13 protein-coding genes are annotated in these 15580 nt (G+C 32.4%); 9 read left to right on the top strand and 4 right to left on the bottom strand.

The window, feature by feature from the left end:
* Window positions 1-10: 10 nt before the first annotated feature.
* The 8 genes from tyrS to AJN70_RS08970 all read left to right on the top strand — a co-directional run bounded on the left by tyrS (window position 11) and on the right by AJN70_RS08970 (window position 10334).
* A complete protein-coding gene (gene tyrS / locus AJN70_RS09005) occupies window positions 11-1216 on the top strand; it encodes a tyrosine--tRNA ligase (protein WP_002881322.1) in 1206 nt (401 codons plus the stop codon).
* A complete protein-coding gene (locus tag AJN70_RS09000) occupies window positions 1213-2304 on the top strand; it encodes a nitronate monooxygenase (protein WP_070295729.1) in 1092 nt (363 codons plus the stop codon). The genes tyrS and AJN70_RS09000 overlap by 4 nt, the downstream gene beginning before the upstream one ends.
* A complete protein-coding gene (locus AJN70_RS08995) occupies window positions 2304-4283 on the top strand; it encodes an N-acetylmuramoyl-L-alanine amidase (RefSeq protein WP_070295728.1) in 1980 nt (659 codons plus the stop codon). Before AJN70_RS09000 ends, AJN70_RS08995 begins: the two co-directional genes overlap by 1 nt.
* Window positions 4280-6121, top strand: coding sequence for a bifunctional tRNA (5-methylaminomethyl-2-thiouridine)(34)-methyltransferase MnmD/FAD-dependent 5-carboxymethylaminomethyl-2-thiouridine(34) oxidoreductase MnmC (gene mnmC, locus AJN70_RS08990; RefSeq protein WP_070295727.1), 1842 nt, complete (start codon window positions 4280-4282; stop codon window positions 6119-6121). Before AJN70_RS08995 ends, mnmC begins: the two co-directional genes overlap by 4 nt.
* A gap of 119 nt (window positions 6122-6240) precedes the next feature.
* Window positions 6241-7380: a hydrogenase small subunit gene (locus AJN70_RS08985; RefSeq protein WP_052794884.1), complete on the top strand. Its 1140-nt coding sequence runs from the start codon at window positions 6241-6243 to the stop codon at window positions 7378-7380.
* A gap of 2 nt (window positions 7381-7382) precedes the next feature.
* Window positions 7383-9098: a nickel-dependent hydrogenase large subunit gene (locus tag AJN70_RS08980; RefSeq protein ID WP_052794883.1), complete on the top strand. Its 1716-nt coding sequence runs from the start codon at window positions 7383-7385 to the stop codon at window positions 9096-9098.
* 10 nt (window positions 9099-9108) lie between these two features.
* A complete protein-coding gene (cybH, locus tag AJN70_RS08975; protein ID WP_052794882.1) occupies window positions 9109-9801 on the top strand; it encodes a Ni/Fe-hydrogenase, b-type cytochrome subunit in 693 nt (230 codons plus the stop codon).
* The gene (locus AJN70_RS08970) at window positions 9798-10334 is read left to right on the top strand and encodes a HyaD/HybD family hydrogenase maturation endopeptidase (RefSeq protein WP_070261352.1); all 537 of its coding nucleotides are present in this window, start codon (window positions 9798-9800) and stop codon (window positions 10332-10334) included. Before cybH ends, AJN70_RS08970 begins: the two co-directional genes overlap by 4 nt.
* Here the strand turns inward: AJN70_RS08970 and recR are convergent.
* From recR to AJN70_RS08955, 3 genes are read right to left on the bottom strand one after another with little or no spacing between them, the layout of a single operon-like run.
* The gene (recR, locus tag AJN70_RS08965) at window positions 10331-10903 is read right to left on the bottom strand and encodes a recombination mediator RecR (protein WP_002861957.1); all 573 of its coding nucleotides are present in this window, start codon (window positions 10901-10903) and stop codon (window positions 10331-10333) included. The two genes, AJN70_RS08970 and recR, sit on opposite strands and share 4 nt — an antisense overlap.
* On the bottom strand, window positions 10903-12138 hold the full coding sequence (locus tag AJN70_RS08960; RefSeq protein WP_002861956.1) for an ArsS family sensor histidine kinase: 1236 nt from the start codon (window positions 12136-12138) through the stop codon (window positions 10903-10905). The genes recR and AJN70_RS08960 overlap by 1 nt, the downstream gene beginning before the upstream one ends.
* Entirely contained in the window at window positions 12135-12806 is a 672-nt protein-coding gene (locus AJN70_RS08955; RefSeq protein WP_002861955.1) for a response regulator transcription factor, read from the bottom strand. Before AJN70_RS08955 ends, AJN70_RS08960 begins: the two co-directional genes overlap by 4 nt.
* Window positions 12807-12960: 154 nt before the next feature.
* On the opposite strand from AJN70_RS08955, the gene dnaJ reads away from it, so the two are divergent.
* Window positions 12961-14085: a molecular chaperone DnaJ gene (dnaJ, locus tag AJN70_RS08950; protein ID WP_070295726.1), complete on the top strand. Its 1125-nt coding sequence runs from the start codon at window positions 12961-12963 to the stop codon at window positions 14083-14085.
* 115 nt (window positions 14086-14200) lie between these two features.
* On the opposite strand, the gene porA is transcribed toward dnaJ, so the two are convergent.
* Window positions 14201-15478, bottom strand: coding sequence for a group 1 major outer membrane porin protein PorA (gene porA / locus AJN70_RS08945; RefSeq protein ID WP_070295725.1), 1278 nt, complete (start codon window positions 15476-15478; stop codon window positions 14201-14203).
* Between the last annotated feature and the right edge of the window lie 102 nt (window positions 15479-15580).

The following is a 15580-nucleotide window of genomic DNA, read 5'->3' as shown; positions in this document are numbered from 1 at the left end:
AAGGTTTATTATGGATATAAAAAAAATATTAGCAGAAGTTAAGCGTGGTTGTGCAGAGCTTATTGATGAAGAAAGAATAGAAAATTTAATTAAAAATTATTATGAAAAAGGTGAAAATTTCTTTATAAAAGCAGGATTTGATCCTACAGCACCTGATTTGCATTTAGGCCATAGCGTGGTTTTAACAAAAATGGCTTTTTTGCAAAAACATGGAGCTATTGTGCAATTTTTGATTGGAGATTTTACAGGACAAATTGGCGATCCAAGTGGAAAAAGTGCAACGCGTAAAAAGCTGGATAAAGAGCAAGTTTTAATCAATGCTAAAACTTATGAAACACAGGTTTTTAAGGTTTTAGATAAAGAAAAAACACAGATTAAGTTTAATTCTGCTTGGCTTAATGAACTTGGAGCTGCGGGTATAGTAGAACTTACTTCAACTTTTAGTGTAGCTAGAATGCTTGAGCGTGACGATTTTACCAAGAGATTTAAAGAGCAAAGCCCTATTTCGATTTGCGAGTTTTTATATCCTTTACTTCAAGGATATGATAGCGTGGCTTTAAAAAGCGATATTGAAATGGGTGGAACGGATCAAAAATTTAATCTTTTAATGGGAAGACAGCTTCAAAGAGTTTATAACATAGGAAAAGAACAAGCTGTGATTATGATGCCTTTACTCGAAGGTTTAGATGGTGTAAACAAAATGAGTAAGAGTTTAAATAATTACATTGGTGTTACAGAAAAAGCTAATGATATGTATGCTAAAATTTTAAGTATTAGTGATGAATTGATGTTTAGATACTATGAACTTTTAAGTCAAAAAAGTCTAGAAGAAATTGCGCAGATAAAAAAAGATATAGAACAAGGTAATTTACATCCTAAAAAAGCTAAAGAAAATTTAGCTTTAGAGATTACAGAGCGTTTTCACTCCAAAGAAGAGGCTAATAATGCTAAGTCTGAATTTGATAGAATTCATTCTCAAAATGCTTTACCAAGTGATATGGCTGAGTTTGAAATACAAGGGAAAATTTGGCTTGCTAAGGCTTTGGTTGAATGTGGTTTGGAAAGTTCTACTTCTGCAGCAAGAAGAAGCATCAGTGCTAATGCAGTAAGTGTAAATTCTCAAAAAGTTAGCGACGAGCAAATGCATTTAGAACAAGGAGAATACATCTTACAAATAGGTAAAAGAAAATTTGCAAAATTAAAGGTAAAAGAATGAATTTACAACCCTTACAAATAGGAAAACATACTATAAAATATCCCATTTTTCAAGGGGGAATGGGACTAGGCATAAGCTGGGATAGACTGGCATCTGCGGTTTCTTTAAATGGTGGACTTGGGATTATTTCTTCTGTGGGAACAGGATATTATGAAGAAAGAAAGTATGCAAGTAAAGAATTAAATGCTAAGCCTTATGGAAGTGAAAATTTTTACTCACGCAAGGGTTTGCAAGCTTTGATTAATAATGCAAGAAAAGTTTGTGGCGATGCACCTTTGGGGTGTAATATCTTATGTGCAAGTAATGATTATGCAAGAATAGCACGCGATGCTTGTGAAGTTGGTTTTAATGTGATTGTTTCAGGCGCTGGACTTCCCACAAATTTACCTGAATTTGCTGCAGATTTTCCTGATGTGGCTTTAGTGCCTATCATTTCATCTGCAAAGGCTTTAAAAATTATTTGCAAAAGATGGCAAAGCCGTTACAATCGCTTGCCTGATGCAGTGGTTTTAGAAGGGCCAAAAAGTGGAGGTCATCAAGGTTTTACTTATGAACAGTGCTTAGATCCAAATTATCAGTTAGAAAAATTAATCGCTCCTGTGGTAGAAGAGGCTAAAAATTGGGGATCTTTTCCTGTGATTGCTGCGGGTGGAATTTGGGATAAAAAAGATATAGAAAACGCTATTTCTTTAGGGGCTAGTGGTGTTCAAATGGGAACGCGTTTCATAGGAACTTTTGAATGTGATGCGAGTGAAGAGTTTAAAAGCGTTTTGCTAGCTTCTAAAGAAGAAGATATAGAGCTTATTAAATCTCCTGTGGGCTATCCTGCACGTGGGGTTAGAACCAATCTTTTAAATTTGGTAGATAAAAGAATGGGTCCAAAGATCAATTGTATAAGCAATTGTGTAGCACCTTGTGGACGCGGAAAAGAGGCGACTAAAGTAGGGTATTGTATAGCAGATAGGCTTTTTGATGCGTGGTCAGGTAAAAAAGAAACAGGACTTTTCTTTACAGGTGCAAATGGATATCGTTTAGATAAGCTTATCAGTGTTAAAGAACTTATGGAAAAATTGGTTAATGGTGAATAATGGCTAAAATTTTTGTATTTTTAGTATTTGTTTTCACAACTCTTTTTGGAGCTTATGAAAATGAACTTGCAAATTTCGATAAAAATTTTATCGGTTCTAAAAGTGAAGTACAAGTAAAATTTCACCATCAGCTCAAAAGCCTTTATATACAAAGTGTTATTAATGAAGATGAAAAAACTAAAATTGAAATTTTAAAAAGATTGATCATCAGTTCAAATACTTTAAATTTAGATGACAAGTCATATGCTAATGAGTTAAAAGAAAGTGGTATAAGTGAAGCAAGTATCAATGCTTTAAGAAAGGCTGTTATTAAAGATATTAAGGTTCAAAATATTTCTCAAGATACTGAAAAGTCAACTTTTAAACCTGTAAAAACAGTTCAAAAAAGTGAAAAAAAATCACCTAATGAACAAATAAAAAATATAGAAAAAATAGATTCTAAAACTTCACAAGAGCCAAAGAGTAGTATCGTTTCTAAAACAAAAAGCGATGATAAAATTTATGTTTTAAAGTCAAGTAAAACAAACCAAGGTGTAGAGTTTGAACTAAATGCAGATTTGGATAAGGATCAATTAAAAAGTTTTGCTTTAGACGAAAAAGGAAACTATCGTTTTATTAGTGATTTTGATGGGGTTTTAGAAGGGGGTAAAAAAGAGTTTAAATTTGATGACTATCGTTTAGTGATTTCACAATTTAATCCCAAAACCATACGCATAGTGGTTTATGCTAAAGAAAAAATTCCTATTGATATATCTTTTAAAGAAGAAAAATTAATTTTTTCAAAAGAAACTGCTAGCCAAAAAAAGACTGAGCAAGTTAGTAAAATTTCAGAGAAAAAGCAAGATCAAAAAACAGAAATTAAAACCAAAGTTTTAGAAACAAAAAAACAAGATAAAAAAACCAATAACGAAAAAGAAAATCAAGAGCCTTTATATGTTTTAGATGTGGATAAAATTTCTAATGCTGTGGTGTTAAATTTAAGCGATGATTTAGATGAAAAAGAAATAGCAGTATTTGATACCAAAGATCAAAAATTCCGATATGTTGTAAGTTTTAAGGGTGTGTTAGAAGGCAATAGAAAAAGCTTTACTTTTGGACAAAATGTGATTACAGTTACTCAATACAATCCAAAAACTGTTCGTGTGGTTTTGAGTGCTCCTAAAGAATTTAAACTCTTAAAGGAGTTGGATAATAAAAATCTCACTTTAGGTTTTCATGCGCAAACTTCAAGTCAAAGTGTAGATAAAAAAGCAACTCAAAGCTTTAATAAAACCTTAAGTACGAGATATAAATCAGGAAAACTTATAGTTATCGATGCGGGGCATGGTGGAAAAGATAGCGGTGCTCTAAGTGATAAAAAAGGAAGTTTAAAAGAAAAAGATATAGTTTTAAGCGCGGCTTTAAAACTTGGAAATGAACTTAAAAAACGCGGTTATAAAGTGCTTTACACTAGAAGTTCGGATAAATTTATCAATCTTCGCGATAGAACTAAATATGCTAATGATAAAAGAGCGGATTTGTTTATTTCTATACATGCTAATGCAGCACCCAATGCTGCCAAGGCCAAAAGTAGCGAAGGCGTGGAAACTTTCTTTTTAAGTCCTGCAAGAAGCGAAAGAAGTAAAAAAGCAGCAGAAAAAGAAAATCAAGGAGATTTTGAAGAGATTAATTATTTCTCAAAACAAAGTATTTTAAATTTCTTAAATCGTGAAAAAATCGTTGCTTCAAATAAACTAGCCATTGATGTACAAAAAAATATACTCACTCAAACACGCAAAAAGTATAAAATTGTAGATGGCGGTGTAAGAGAAGCACCTTTTTGGGTTTTAGTGGGTGCGCAAATGCCTGCAATTTTGATTGAAATTGGCTATATCACACATCCAAATGAAGGTAAAAGAATCGCCAATAAAGCTTTTCAAGATTTATTGGTTAAGGGTATTGCTGATGGAGTTGAGAGTTATTTTTATAACAACCGATGAAAAAAGCTAAGCTAATTTTTAAGGATAATACTCCTTTTTCTTTGGATTTTGATGATTTTTATTTTAATTCCAAAGATGGCTTAAATGAAAGCAAATTTGTTTACACTCATTCTTTTGAATGGAAAAATCAAGAAAATTTTATTATCGCAGAGAGTGGTTTTGGTATAGGTTTAAATTTTTTTCTTACTTTGAAACGCTTTTTAGAAACCACTCCTTTTAAGCGTCCCAAAAAACTTTTTTATATCAGTATAGAAGCTTTTTATATCGAAAAAGAACAATTAAGAGAAATTTATCAAAAACTAGGATTTTATGAAGAGTTTAAAGAGTTTTTAGAGCAATTTTTAAAATTTTATCCTAAAGCTAAAGAAGGAATTTATCGTTTTTATTTTGAAGATTGTTTTTTAGATCTTGTTTTTGAAGATATTGCTATTTTAAAAGAATTAGATTTTAAAGCTGATGTTTGGTATTTAGATGGATTTTCTCCAAATAAAAACTCGCAAATGTTTGATGAAAATTTAATTTTTGAAGTGGCAAGACTTTCTAAAAAAAATACACAAATTTGCACCTTTTCTTCGGCAAGTTTTTTACAAAAAAATTTAAAAAAATATGGCTTTAGAGTAGAAAAAACCAAAGGTTTTAGAAAAAGAGAAATGATTAAAGCTTATTTGGAAAATGAACTTGAGTTTAAAGATAAAGAAGCGTATTTTTCAAGAACATTTTCATCTTTAAAAAATAAAAAAGTAGCTATTATTGGTGCAGGTATATCAAGTGCTGTTTTAGCTTATGAGCTTAGTTTAAGGGGTTTTGAAATAGATGTTTTTGAAAAACATTTAGAATTAGGCAAGGGTGCAAGCGGAAATGAAAGTGGAATTTTAAGCTCTTTAATCTTAAAGCCTAAGGTAAATTTAGGGGAATTTTCAGAGCTTTCTTTTATAGAGGCAAGTCGTTTTTATAGACAAATTTTAGATTTAGAATTTAAGGGTGTAGTCGAGTTTGCACATAATGATTTGATGCAAGAAAGATTTGACACACAAAGAGAAAATGTTTTGCTTAAAATTTCAAAAAATCAAGCTTTTTTAGAAGATGGTGGAGTGATTTTTCCAAAAAATTTGGTTAAAAATCTTTTTGAAAAAAGTAAAGCTTGTATATATTTTAATCATGAATTTCAAGCTTATAAATTTGAAAATGAGTGTTTTGCTTTAAAATTTAAAAATAATATTGTTAAAAGTGATTATGCGGTTTTGATTTATGCTATGGGTGCAGATACAAAAGATTTTGTTTTTTATGATGAGATGAAATTAAGCAAAGTAAGAGGTCAAGTTACACATCTAAAACCTTTTTTAGACTCTCCATTTCCTTTATCTTCTAAGGCTTATATTTGCCCTATAAAAGATGATTTGCAAGTGATTGGAGCAAGTTATGATAGGCTTGATACAAGTTTAGAATCAAAAGAAGAAGATGATAAACAAAATATAGAAAATATAGCCGAATTTATAGATAAAAATACAAAATTAGAAATCATAGGTTCTAAGGTAGGTTTTAGATCTTATTCGAGTGATCGCTTTATGATAGTTGGAAATGCTTATGATGAAGTGTTTTATAAAGAAGAATATAAAGCTTTATTATGGACAAAAAACAAGGAGCAAAAACCAGCTAAAATGTCTTGTAATTTGTATTTTAATTTTGCTCATGGATCAAGGGGTTTTAGCACAAGTGTTTTAGCGGCAAGGTATTTGTGTGCATTGATAAATAATGAACCCTTGTGTTTAGAAAAAAAATACATCCACGCTATTCACCCTGCAAGATTTTTGATTCGCAAACTCAAAAAAGGCTTATGATTAAACTTTAATTAAGATTGATACTAATATTTGCTTATGAGAGTAAGTTTTTAATTTTATTTTAACTTCCTTTATTTTATTATTATAGAGAATAAATTTCATGTTATAAAGGAAATATAATGATTGATTATCATCAAATAGAGTTGCGTTTATCGGCTCTTGAAAAGCTTCCTTCTTTAAAAGACAATGATAGCATTGCAAAAGCATTAGAAAAGTCAGGTTTTTCTAGAAGGGATTTTATGAAATGGGCAGGTGCTATGACGGCATTTTTGGCTTTACCAGCGAGTTTTACTCCTATGGTAGCAAAAGCTGCTGAGCTTGCTGATAGACTTCCTGTTGTGTGGCTTCATATGGCTGAGTGTACAGGCTGTAGTGAGAGTTTGTTAAGAAGTGATACTCCAACGATTGATAGTTTGATTTTTGATTATATTTCTTTAGAATATCACGAAACAGTGATGGCTGCAGCAGGTTGGCAAGCTGAAGAAAATTTAGAAAGTGCCATTCAAAAGCATAAAAATAAATACATTTTAATGGTTGAAGGTGGTATCCCTATGGGTGATACAGAGCATTTTTTAACCATAGGTGCACATGGAAAAACAGGCTATGAGCTTTCAAAAATGGCAAGTGAAAATGCTTTGGCTATTTTTGCTATAGGAACCTGTTCTAGCTTTGGAGGAATCCAAGCAGCAAGACCAAATCCTAGTAATGCGCAGCCTTTAAGCAAAGTAACAAGCAAAACTGTGATCAATGTTCCCGGCTGTCCTCCAAGTGAAAAAAATATAGTGGGTAATGTGCTTCATTATTTATTATTTGGTGAGTTACCAGCACTTGATGTATATAATAGGCCAAAATGGGCTTATGGCTTAAGAATTCATGATCTTTGTGAAAGACGCGGACATTTTGATGCGGGTGAATTTGTGCATGCCTTTGGAGATGAAGGAGCAAAACAAGGTTTTTGTCTTTATAAAGTAGGCTGTAAAGGGCCTTATACTTTCAATAACTGTTCAAGAGAGAGATTTAACCAGCACACTTCTTGGCCTATTCAAGCAGGGCATGGTTGTATAGGTTGTTCTGAGCCCGATTTTTGGGATACTATGGGACCTTTTGAAGAGCCTATGGCTAGTCGTAAATTTGATACTGTTTTTGGTTTGGGCGCGGATAGTGTTTCAGATAAAATCGGCATAGGCGTGCTTACGCTCACAGGTGTTGCTATAGCAGCGCACGCAGTTATATCTTCCATGCAAAAAGATAAGGAATAAAAATGAGTCAAAAAATAATCGTAGATCCTATTACAAGAATTGAAGGGCATTTAAGAGTTGAAGTTGTTGTTGATGATAACAATGTGGTAAAAGAAGCTTATGCTGGCTCTACTTTGTGGCGTGGTATTGAAACCATAGTAAAAGGGCGTGATCCAAGAGATGCGGGTTTTATGACACAAAGAATTTGTGGAGTTTGTACTTTTTCACATTATAAAGCAGGTATAGTTGCTGTTGAAAATGCTTTAGGTATTACTCCGCCTTTAAATGCCCTTTTAACAAGAACTTTAATGAATGCGGCTTTATTCTTACACGATCATATTGTACATTTTTATCAACTTCATGGGCTTGATTGGGCTGATGTGGTAAGTGCTTTAAGTGCTGATGTTAAAAAAGCAAGCGATGAAGCTTTTAAATACACTCCAAATCCTTATGCAACAGGTGCAGATAAACTTCTTGAAGTGCAACAAAGACTTAAAACTTTCGTAGATAAAGGAAATTTAGGACCTTTTGCTAATGCGTACTATGGTCACCCAACTTATCGTTTAAGTCCTGAGCAAAATTTAATCGTTCTTTCTCACTATTTAGAATGTTTAAGAATCCAAAGAATCATTGCTCAATGTATGGCGATTTTTGGAGCTAAAAATCCACATCCACAAAGCTTAACTGTTGGTGGTGTAACTTGCGTTATGGATTTACTTGATCCTGCAAGAATGGGTGAATATATGGTTAAATTCCAAGAAGTACAAGACTTTGTTAATCGTGCGTATTATCCTGATCTTGTGATGGCAGGAAAAGCTTATGCGCATGAAGCAAGTGTTTTAAATGATATAGGGGTAAATAATCTTTACACCTTTAAAGAATTCCAACTCGGAAGAGATGAATGGCTTTTTGAAAGTGGTATTATCAAAAATGGAGATTTAAGCAAGGTTTATGAAGTAGAAGAAGATAAGATTACTGAAGAGGCAACTCATTCTTGGTATGCAGACAATGAACCTTTACATCCTTATGATGGCAAAACAAATCCAAATTATACAGGACTTGTAGATGGAGAAAGCGTAGATCATCATGGAAATAATGTTCATTCTAAAGTGTTTGATACTAAGGGTAAATATAGTTGGATTAAAGCTCCACGCTATGAAGGAAACCCTATGCAAGTAGGACCTTTAGCAAATATCGTTGTAAATTATGCCAAAGGTAATCAAAATGTTGTTCCTGTGGTAGATGAGTTCTTAAAAGAAACAGGACTTCCTTTAAATGCTGTATTTAGCACACTTGGAAGAACAGCTGCGCGTTGTATTGAGGCAAAAATCGTTGCAAATAATGCTTTAAAAGCGTTTAATAATTTAGTTGAAAATTTAAAAGTAGATCAGAGTACTTGTGCGCCTTATGTGATCGATAATTCTAAAGAATACAAAGGACGCTATATGGGGCATGTGCCACGCGGAACATTAAGTCATTGGTGTAGAATTAAAAATGGCGTCATTGAAAACTGGCAAGCTGTAGTGCCTTCTACTTGGAATGCAAGTCCAAAAGACGCAAATGGCGTAGGTGGAAGTTATGAACAATGTTTGATAGGACTTAAAATTGCTGATGTAAAACAACCGCTTGAAATCATTAGAAAAATTCACTCTTATGATCCTTGTATTGCTTGTGCGGTGCATATAATGGATACTAAGGGCAATAATCTAAGTGAATATAAAGTGAATGTCAATTTATAAGGAGGCTTTCATGCAAAACAAAGAAGAAAAATTGCAAAGAAAAGCTGAATATGAATTTAGCATAGGTTTGCGTTTAACGCACTGGATAAGAGCTATTGCTATAGTGATTCTTATTGGCACAGGGTATTATCTTTCTTATGTGTTTCAAAGTCCTATTAGTAATGGCGAACCTGTAAATTTTATGCAAGCAAAATACCGTTTAGTACATCAAGCGGTGGGTTTTGTTTTAATCGCTTGTATTATTTTTAAAGTATATTTGTTTTTTTGTGACAAGGTAAGTGCAAAAGAACGCAGAAGTGTATGGGATATTTTTAATATCAAATTATGGATAGAACAAGTAAAATTTTACATTTTTTTAGGAAAACACCCGCATTTAAAAGGGGTTTATAATCCTTTGCAATTTGTAACTTATTTTTTCTTTTATCTTGTGATGCTAGGTATCATTCTTACAGGGCTTATTCTTTATACTCATACTTACCATGAGGGTTTAGGTGGGCTTTTATATCATATTTTAAGACCGCTTGAAGCTGCAATGGGCGGTTTGGCTGATGTAAGAACTTATCATAGAATTTTGATGTGGGTGATTATGATTTTTGTACCAGTACATATTTACATGGCGATTTTTAACGCAGTAAAAGGTAAAGATGGTGCTATGGATGCTATTATTAGCGGATATAAATTTGTAAAAGAAGAAAAGCATTGAAATTCTTAGTCCTTGGAATAGGCAATATCATGTTTGCAGATGAAGGCTTAGGCGTTCATCTTTGCAAACAACTTGAAAAAAACTACAAATTTACTCATCCTGAATTTACTTTAGATTTTATTGATGGTGGAACTTTGGCTTTGCAACTTAGCTATATCATCGCTAGGTACGATAGACTTATCGTTTTAGACTGCATAGAAGCGCAAGATGCGAGTATAGGAGATGTATTTTTCTTTCCTTATGATGCTATGCCTAATAAAATTAGCTGGAGTGGAAGTGCTCATGAAATAGAAATGCTTCAAACCTTACAATACATGGAACTTGCAGGAGATTTGCCTAAAACACACATCTTAGCTTGTGTGCCAAAGCGTATTGAAGCGATGAGTTTTAAGCTCTCAGATGAGCTTATACAAGGGGCTAAAATCATGGAAAAAACTTTACTTGATTTTTTAAGCAAGGAAGGTTTTATTTATGAAAAGATTGCGGATTTTTCTTTGCAAGAATTAGCCGATATTTCTTATAAAAATTTCTAAATTTTTGTTCTAAAATTCATAGCTTTATTTAAAGAGATTAAATCCACATTTTCTAAATTTACACCACTTGGAATTCCTTGAGCGATTTTACTAAAAGTTAGGTTTAAATCTTTAAATTTATCTTCTATAAAAAAGATAGTTGCATCAGAATTAATGCTATGTGTCAATGCAAAAATGAGCTCAGAGATATTTAGCTTAAGTATGATTTGCTTTAGTTTTTCAAGTTTTTCTTCATTTAACTCATCTAAAACAAAATATAGCCCATTGTAACTTTGACTCTCTTCGAGCGTTAGTATATCTTTTGGACTTTCAACTATACATAAAATGTTTTTATTTCTTTCTTCATCACTGCAAATTTCGCAAAGCTCATTTTCGCTTAAAGCACCACATTGCTCACAAGGTTTTATAAAGCGGATAGCATTTTCTATATTGTGTGCGAGTTTCATACCATCGATTTGATTATTTATGCAAAGGTGATAAGCAAGCCTTATGGCAGTTTTTTTCCCTATGGTAGGTAAATTTGCAAAACTTTCAACAAGTTCGTTGAATTTTTCTAGGCCTTTTGCCATTATTTTTCTTTATCTCCAAAGAAAATTTTAAAGCAATGCTTTCCATCATCATAAAAATAAATCAAATCAAAATTATGCAGTTTACATACCTCTGAAACTATATAAAGTCCTAGTCCCATACCTTTGACCTGATTGTGTTTTTCTCTTGCGAAAGCTTCAAGATAATGTTCTATAGGCTCTGCTAAAGGCTTGCCTGGATTTTTAATGGTAAAACATTCTTTACAACAAAAAAGCTCACAAGTGCCATTGTTTGAGTATTTTAAGGCATTATCGATAAGATTTTTTAAAATTACAGAGAAAATTTCCATATCAACATTGATTAAAGCATCATCTCTGATATCGACTTTTACAACTTTATTAAAATCATCTCTCATAAGGTGTTCTTTAGCTTCCTCAAGTATAGTGCTAAAACGACTAGGTTTAAAGTGTAAGTTGTAGTTTTTTGAAAATAAATTTTCGATTTTGGCAAATTCATTGATCAAAGAATCCATACGTAAAAATATAGCGATAAGTCTTTCTTTTTGTCTGTCTTCTTTGATCATTTCAGAAATAATTCTCCCTTTTCCTATAGGGGTTTTTAACTCATGCATAATTGTTCTTAGGAAAAGTTGTCTTGATTGGATTAATTCTTGATTTTTTTTAAAAGCTTTTTGAAATTCAAAGGCGATTTTTCCTACTTCATCTTCTTGATAATCTAAAAAATCAGGTTGCTCCCCATTTGCAACTTTAGCAACTTGCCTTCTTAATTTTTTTAAAGGTTCTAAAGATTTTAATACCGAAAAATACATAAAAACAACCAACAAAGAAAAAGAAAAAAATCCTATTAATAAAAGATTATAAACTCTATCGCTAGTATTTTCTTCATATAAGCCATCAAAATCTTTACATTGAACATCAAAATAAAGATTGCTATGATATTTTAAAGAAGAAAGGGTGCAAAATTCTCCATTTGCTTTAAAAAGTGATTGTCCATTATTTCTTATGCTTTTTACAAGATAGGGATTTTGTATAGTATTAAAACCGCTATTTTCAAGATAGGATCCTATTTTAGCACCTGAAGTGTTTTCATAGGAGATGAGTAAATTTTTTATAAGATTTTCTTGTTTTAAACTTTCTTCTTCGTTGTAAGCACTTCCTTCTATTTTCAAAAGAACGATAAAAAGCACACAAACTAAGAAAAAAGTAACAACAAATAAAATAATTAGCTTGGTATAAATAGAATAATTTTTTGTCATCCTATTAGTTTATATCCTATACCTCTAACAGAAAAAATATGTTTTGGAGATTTTGAACTATCTCCTATTTTTACTCTTAATCGACCAATGATAACATCAAGACTTTTAGAATCTTTATCTTTTAGATTTTTACAGCGACTTACAAGCTGTTCTCTTGAAACGCTATATCCGTGCTGCTGGATAAGGTATTCTAAAATTTCAAACTCAGCAGGAGTAAGTGTTAAAACCTTATCTTCATAGGTGATCTCATGCCTTCTCTCATCGATTTTGAAAGCAGAATTAATATTTTCATTATTTGCGTGTTCAACTCTTTTTGTGCGACGAATAAGACTCATAATCCTTGCATACATTTCTTTTGGATCGTAAGGCTTTGGTAGGTAATCATCAGCACCAATTTGAAGCCCTACAACCTTATCGCTTAAGTCGCCTCTAGCTGATGAGATAATAATGGGAATATTGCTTTTTTGTCTGATTTCTCTACAAACTTCAAGACCATCAATTCCTGGTAAAGTTAAATCCAAGATTAGGCAATCATAGCCTTGAACGCCTACATTTAAGGCGCTTTTAGGATTTTCAAAATTTGTGATTTTAATATTAAACTGCGCTAAATACTCAGATAATAATTGCGCAAAATCAGGATCATCTTCTATCATCAACACATTAATCATTTTAGTATCCTTTAAATTTTATCTAAGATTTATAATATTTGCATAATTTTATTTAAAATTTGATAAATTATTGATTTTATTTTTGCTAAAATTAGATTTTTGAATTTTTAAGATTAAAATTCTAGCAAAATTTTAAATTTTTTAAAGGAATAATGTGGAAATAAGTTATTATGAAATTCTTGAAATCACGCAAAGTGCTGATAAAGAAACCATAAAAAAAGCCTATAGAAAAATGGCTTTAAAATACCATCCCGATAGAAACCAAGGCGATAAAGAAGCAGAAGAGAAATTTAAGCTTGTTAATGAAGCCTATGAGGTTTTAAGTAATGATGAAAAGCGAGCTATTTATGATAGATATGGAAAAGATGCTTTAAAAGGCGGTAGATTTGGTTCTAATAGCTCAGGTTTTGGTGGTTTTGAGGATTTAGGAGATATATTTTCTAGTTTTTTTGGAGAAGGCTTTGGCTCATCATCGCGTCGTAGAAAGAGTTCAAATGATGAGAAAATCCCTTCCGATTTTATCGTTAATTTAAAATTAAGTTTTAAAGAAGCGGTTTTTGGTTGCAAGAAAAATATAGACTTTACTTATAAATGTTCTTGCAAAACTTGCAATGGAACAGGGGCTAAAGATGGAAAACTTCAAACTTGTCCAAAGTGTCAAGGTAGAGGACAAGTTGGAATTTCTCAAGGTTTTATCACTTTTGCACAAACTTGTCCTGATTGTCAAGGAAGTGGAGAAAAAGCTAGTGAAAAATGTAGCGATTGTAAAGGTTTAGGTTATAATGAAAGCAAAGATAGTGTAGAACTTAATATCCCAGAAGGTGTAGATACAGGTATGAAACTTCGTGTCAATGCTAAAGGCAATATCTTAAAAAATGGCACTAGAGGGGATATGTATGTTAAGATCATTGCTGCCGAAGATGATACTTTTATCAGAGATGATGATGATATATATATAGAATTTCCAGTGTTTTTTACTCAAGCTATCTTAGGAGAGAGTATAAAAGTACCTACCATACGCGGTGAAGCAAGTTTAAATTTGCCAAAGGGTGCTAAAGATGGGCAAAGATTTGTTCTTGAAAAAGAAGGGGTAAAAGATGTTCATAGTTCTCGCATAGGAAATCAAATCGTTCAAATTTCTATCAAATTTCCAACTTCTTTAAACGATGAACAAAAAGAACTTTTAGAAAGACTAAGTGAAAGTTTTGGTATCAAAGATGGTATGCATCAAGAGCAAAAAGGGCTTTTTGAAAAAATAGCTAATTGGTTTAAGTCCTAATTTTCCTAAAGCTTTTTAGCTTGGGAAAATCTTTTTTTATATAAATTTAAGTTTTAAAAATCAGGCATAAAAAAAGCGGAGCAAAACCCCGCCTTAAAGTTAACTTAAAAACTTCTTAGAATTTGTAAAGAGCTTGAAGTCTTACAGTGCTATGATCAGCACTTTCTTTAGTGTTTACACCTTCATCTAGGTTCACATAAGAATAGAACGCTGAGAAGTTAAGTTTTGGAGAGTATTTGTAATCTACTCTTGCAACAGCTTCAAGCTTTTTACCACCACCTAAATGATTAACAGCTTCTGTTTTTGTTCCACCATATACGAAGTCAGCACCAACGCGAACTGTTTCGTTGAAAGTATATCCACCAGTTACATAACCGAAGATATTTCTACCAGTGTCACCATTTAGTCTTGAACCAGTAGTATAGAAAATTTCCTCACCTGCAAGTAAAGAGCCAAGATTACCTTGATCTTCGATTACAACTGTAGAAGCTTTTTCTTTATCACCGTAGTATAAACCACCAAGGCTAGCATCCCAACCATTTACTTCAATGCTACCTTTTAAAGCAAATAAATTGCCATTAGCATGTGCTTTATCATCAAGTTCGCTATCAAGGCTATTTCCTAAGTAAGCACCTTCAAGTGTCCAGTTGATTCCATCAAAGATAGTTGTGCTATAAGCTGCATCTACAGCATAAAAGAATGCTACTTGATCCCAGTATGCTAACCATAATTGTGGGTTGAATTGTCCGCCAGCAAGATCATAAGAACCTACAGCAGCAGCACCGTAAAGATTTCCTACTGAATCTACTTTAAAAGGAACTTGATTTGGTGTTGCTGTTGAAGTATTACTATGTCCTAATAAATCTGCACCTTGCTCTGCAGCCATGAAGCTATCTACGGCAAAAGCAGCTAGAGTTAAACCATCGATGCTGTTGTTTACTACTTTGATACCTGTTCCTACTAAACCATCAACTCCATTGTCAGTCCAGATAGTGTTTAGTTGTTGTTTACCAGCGATTACGCTTGTAGCAACATCTTCATTTGTATAAGTTAAGTATAATTGACGAACAAAAAGTCCTTTTTGATCATTTTTTATTCCATTAGCACCATAACCACCATCAGCAGCATTATAGTCAAATTGAACAAAAGCTTTGAAGTTATCAGCTATAGCAGCACTGAAGTTAACTTGTGCTCTATATTTGTGATCTTGTTTGCTGTTGTTTAAATTTGAGTTGTTAACGAAATTTTTATCAAAATTACCTGTATCGTATCTGTATCTTAATACACCTGATACATCAACATCTTTGATCGCTTCTTCAAGTGGAGTAGCGTTAGCTGCTGAAAAAGCACCTGCAGCAAGAGCTGCAACTAAACTAAGTTTAACTAGTTTCATGAGAATTCTCCTTGTCAAAAATTAATAAAACGATGTAATTGTAGCACATAAATTTGGAGTTTTTTCTTAAGAAGCACTTAAAATAGTAAAAATTTTAAATCC

It is taken from the genome of Campylobacter sp. BCW_4341, assembly GCF_001764255.1.
Taxonomy (GTDB): Bacteria; Campylobacterota; Campylobacteria; order Campylobacterales; family Campylobacteraceae; genus Campylobacter_D; species Campylobacter_D jejuni.
Note: the sequence above shows the minus strand (reverse complement) of the source record. Positions and strands in the feature narration are given on the sequence as shown.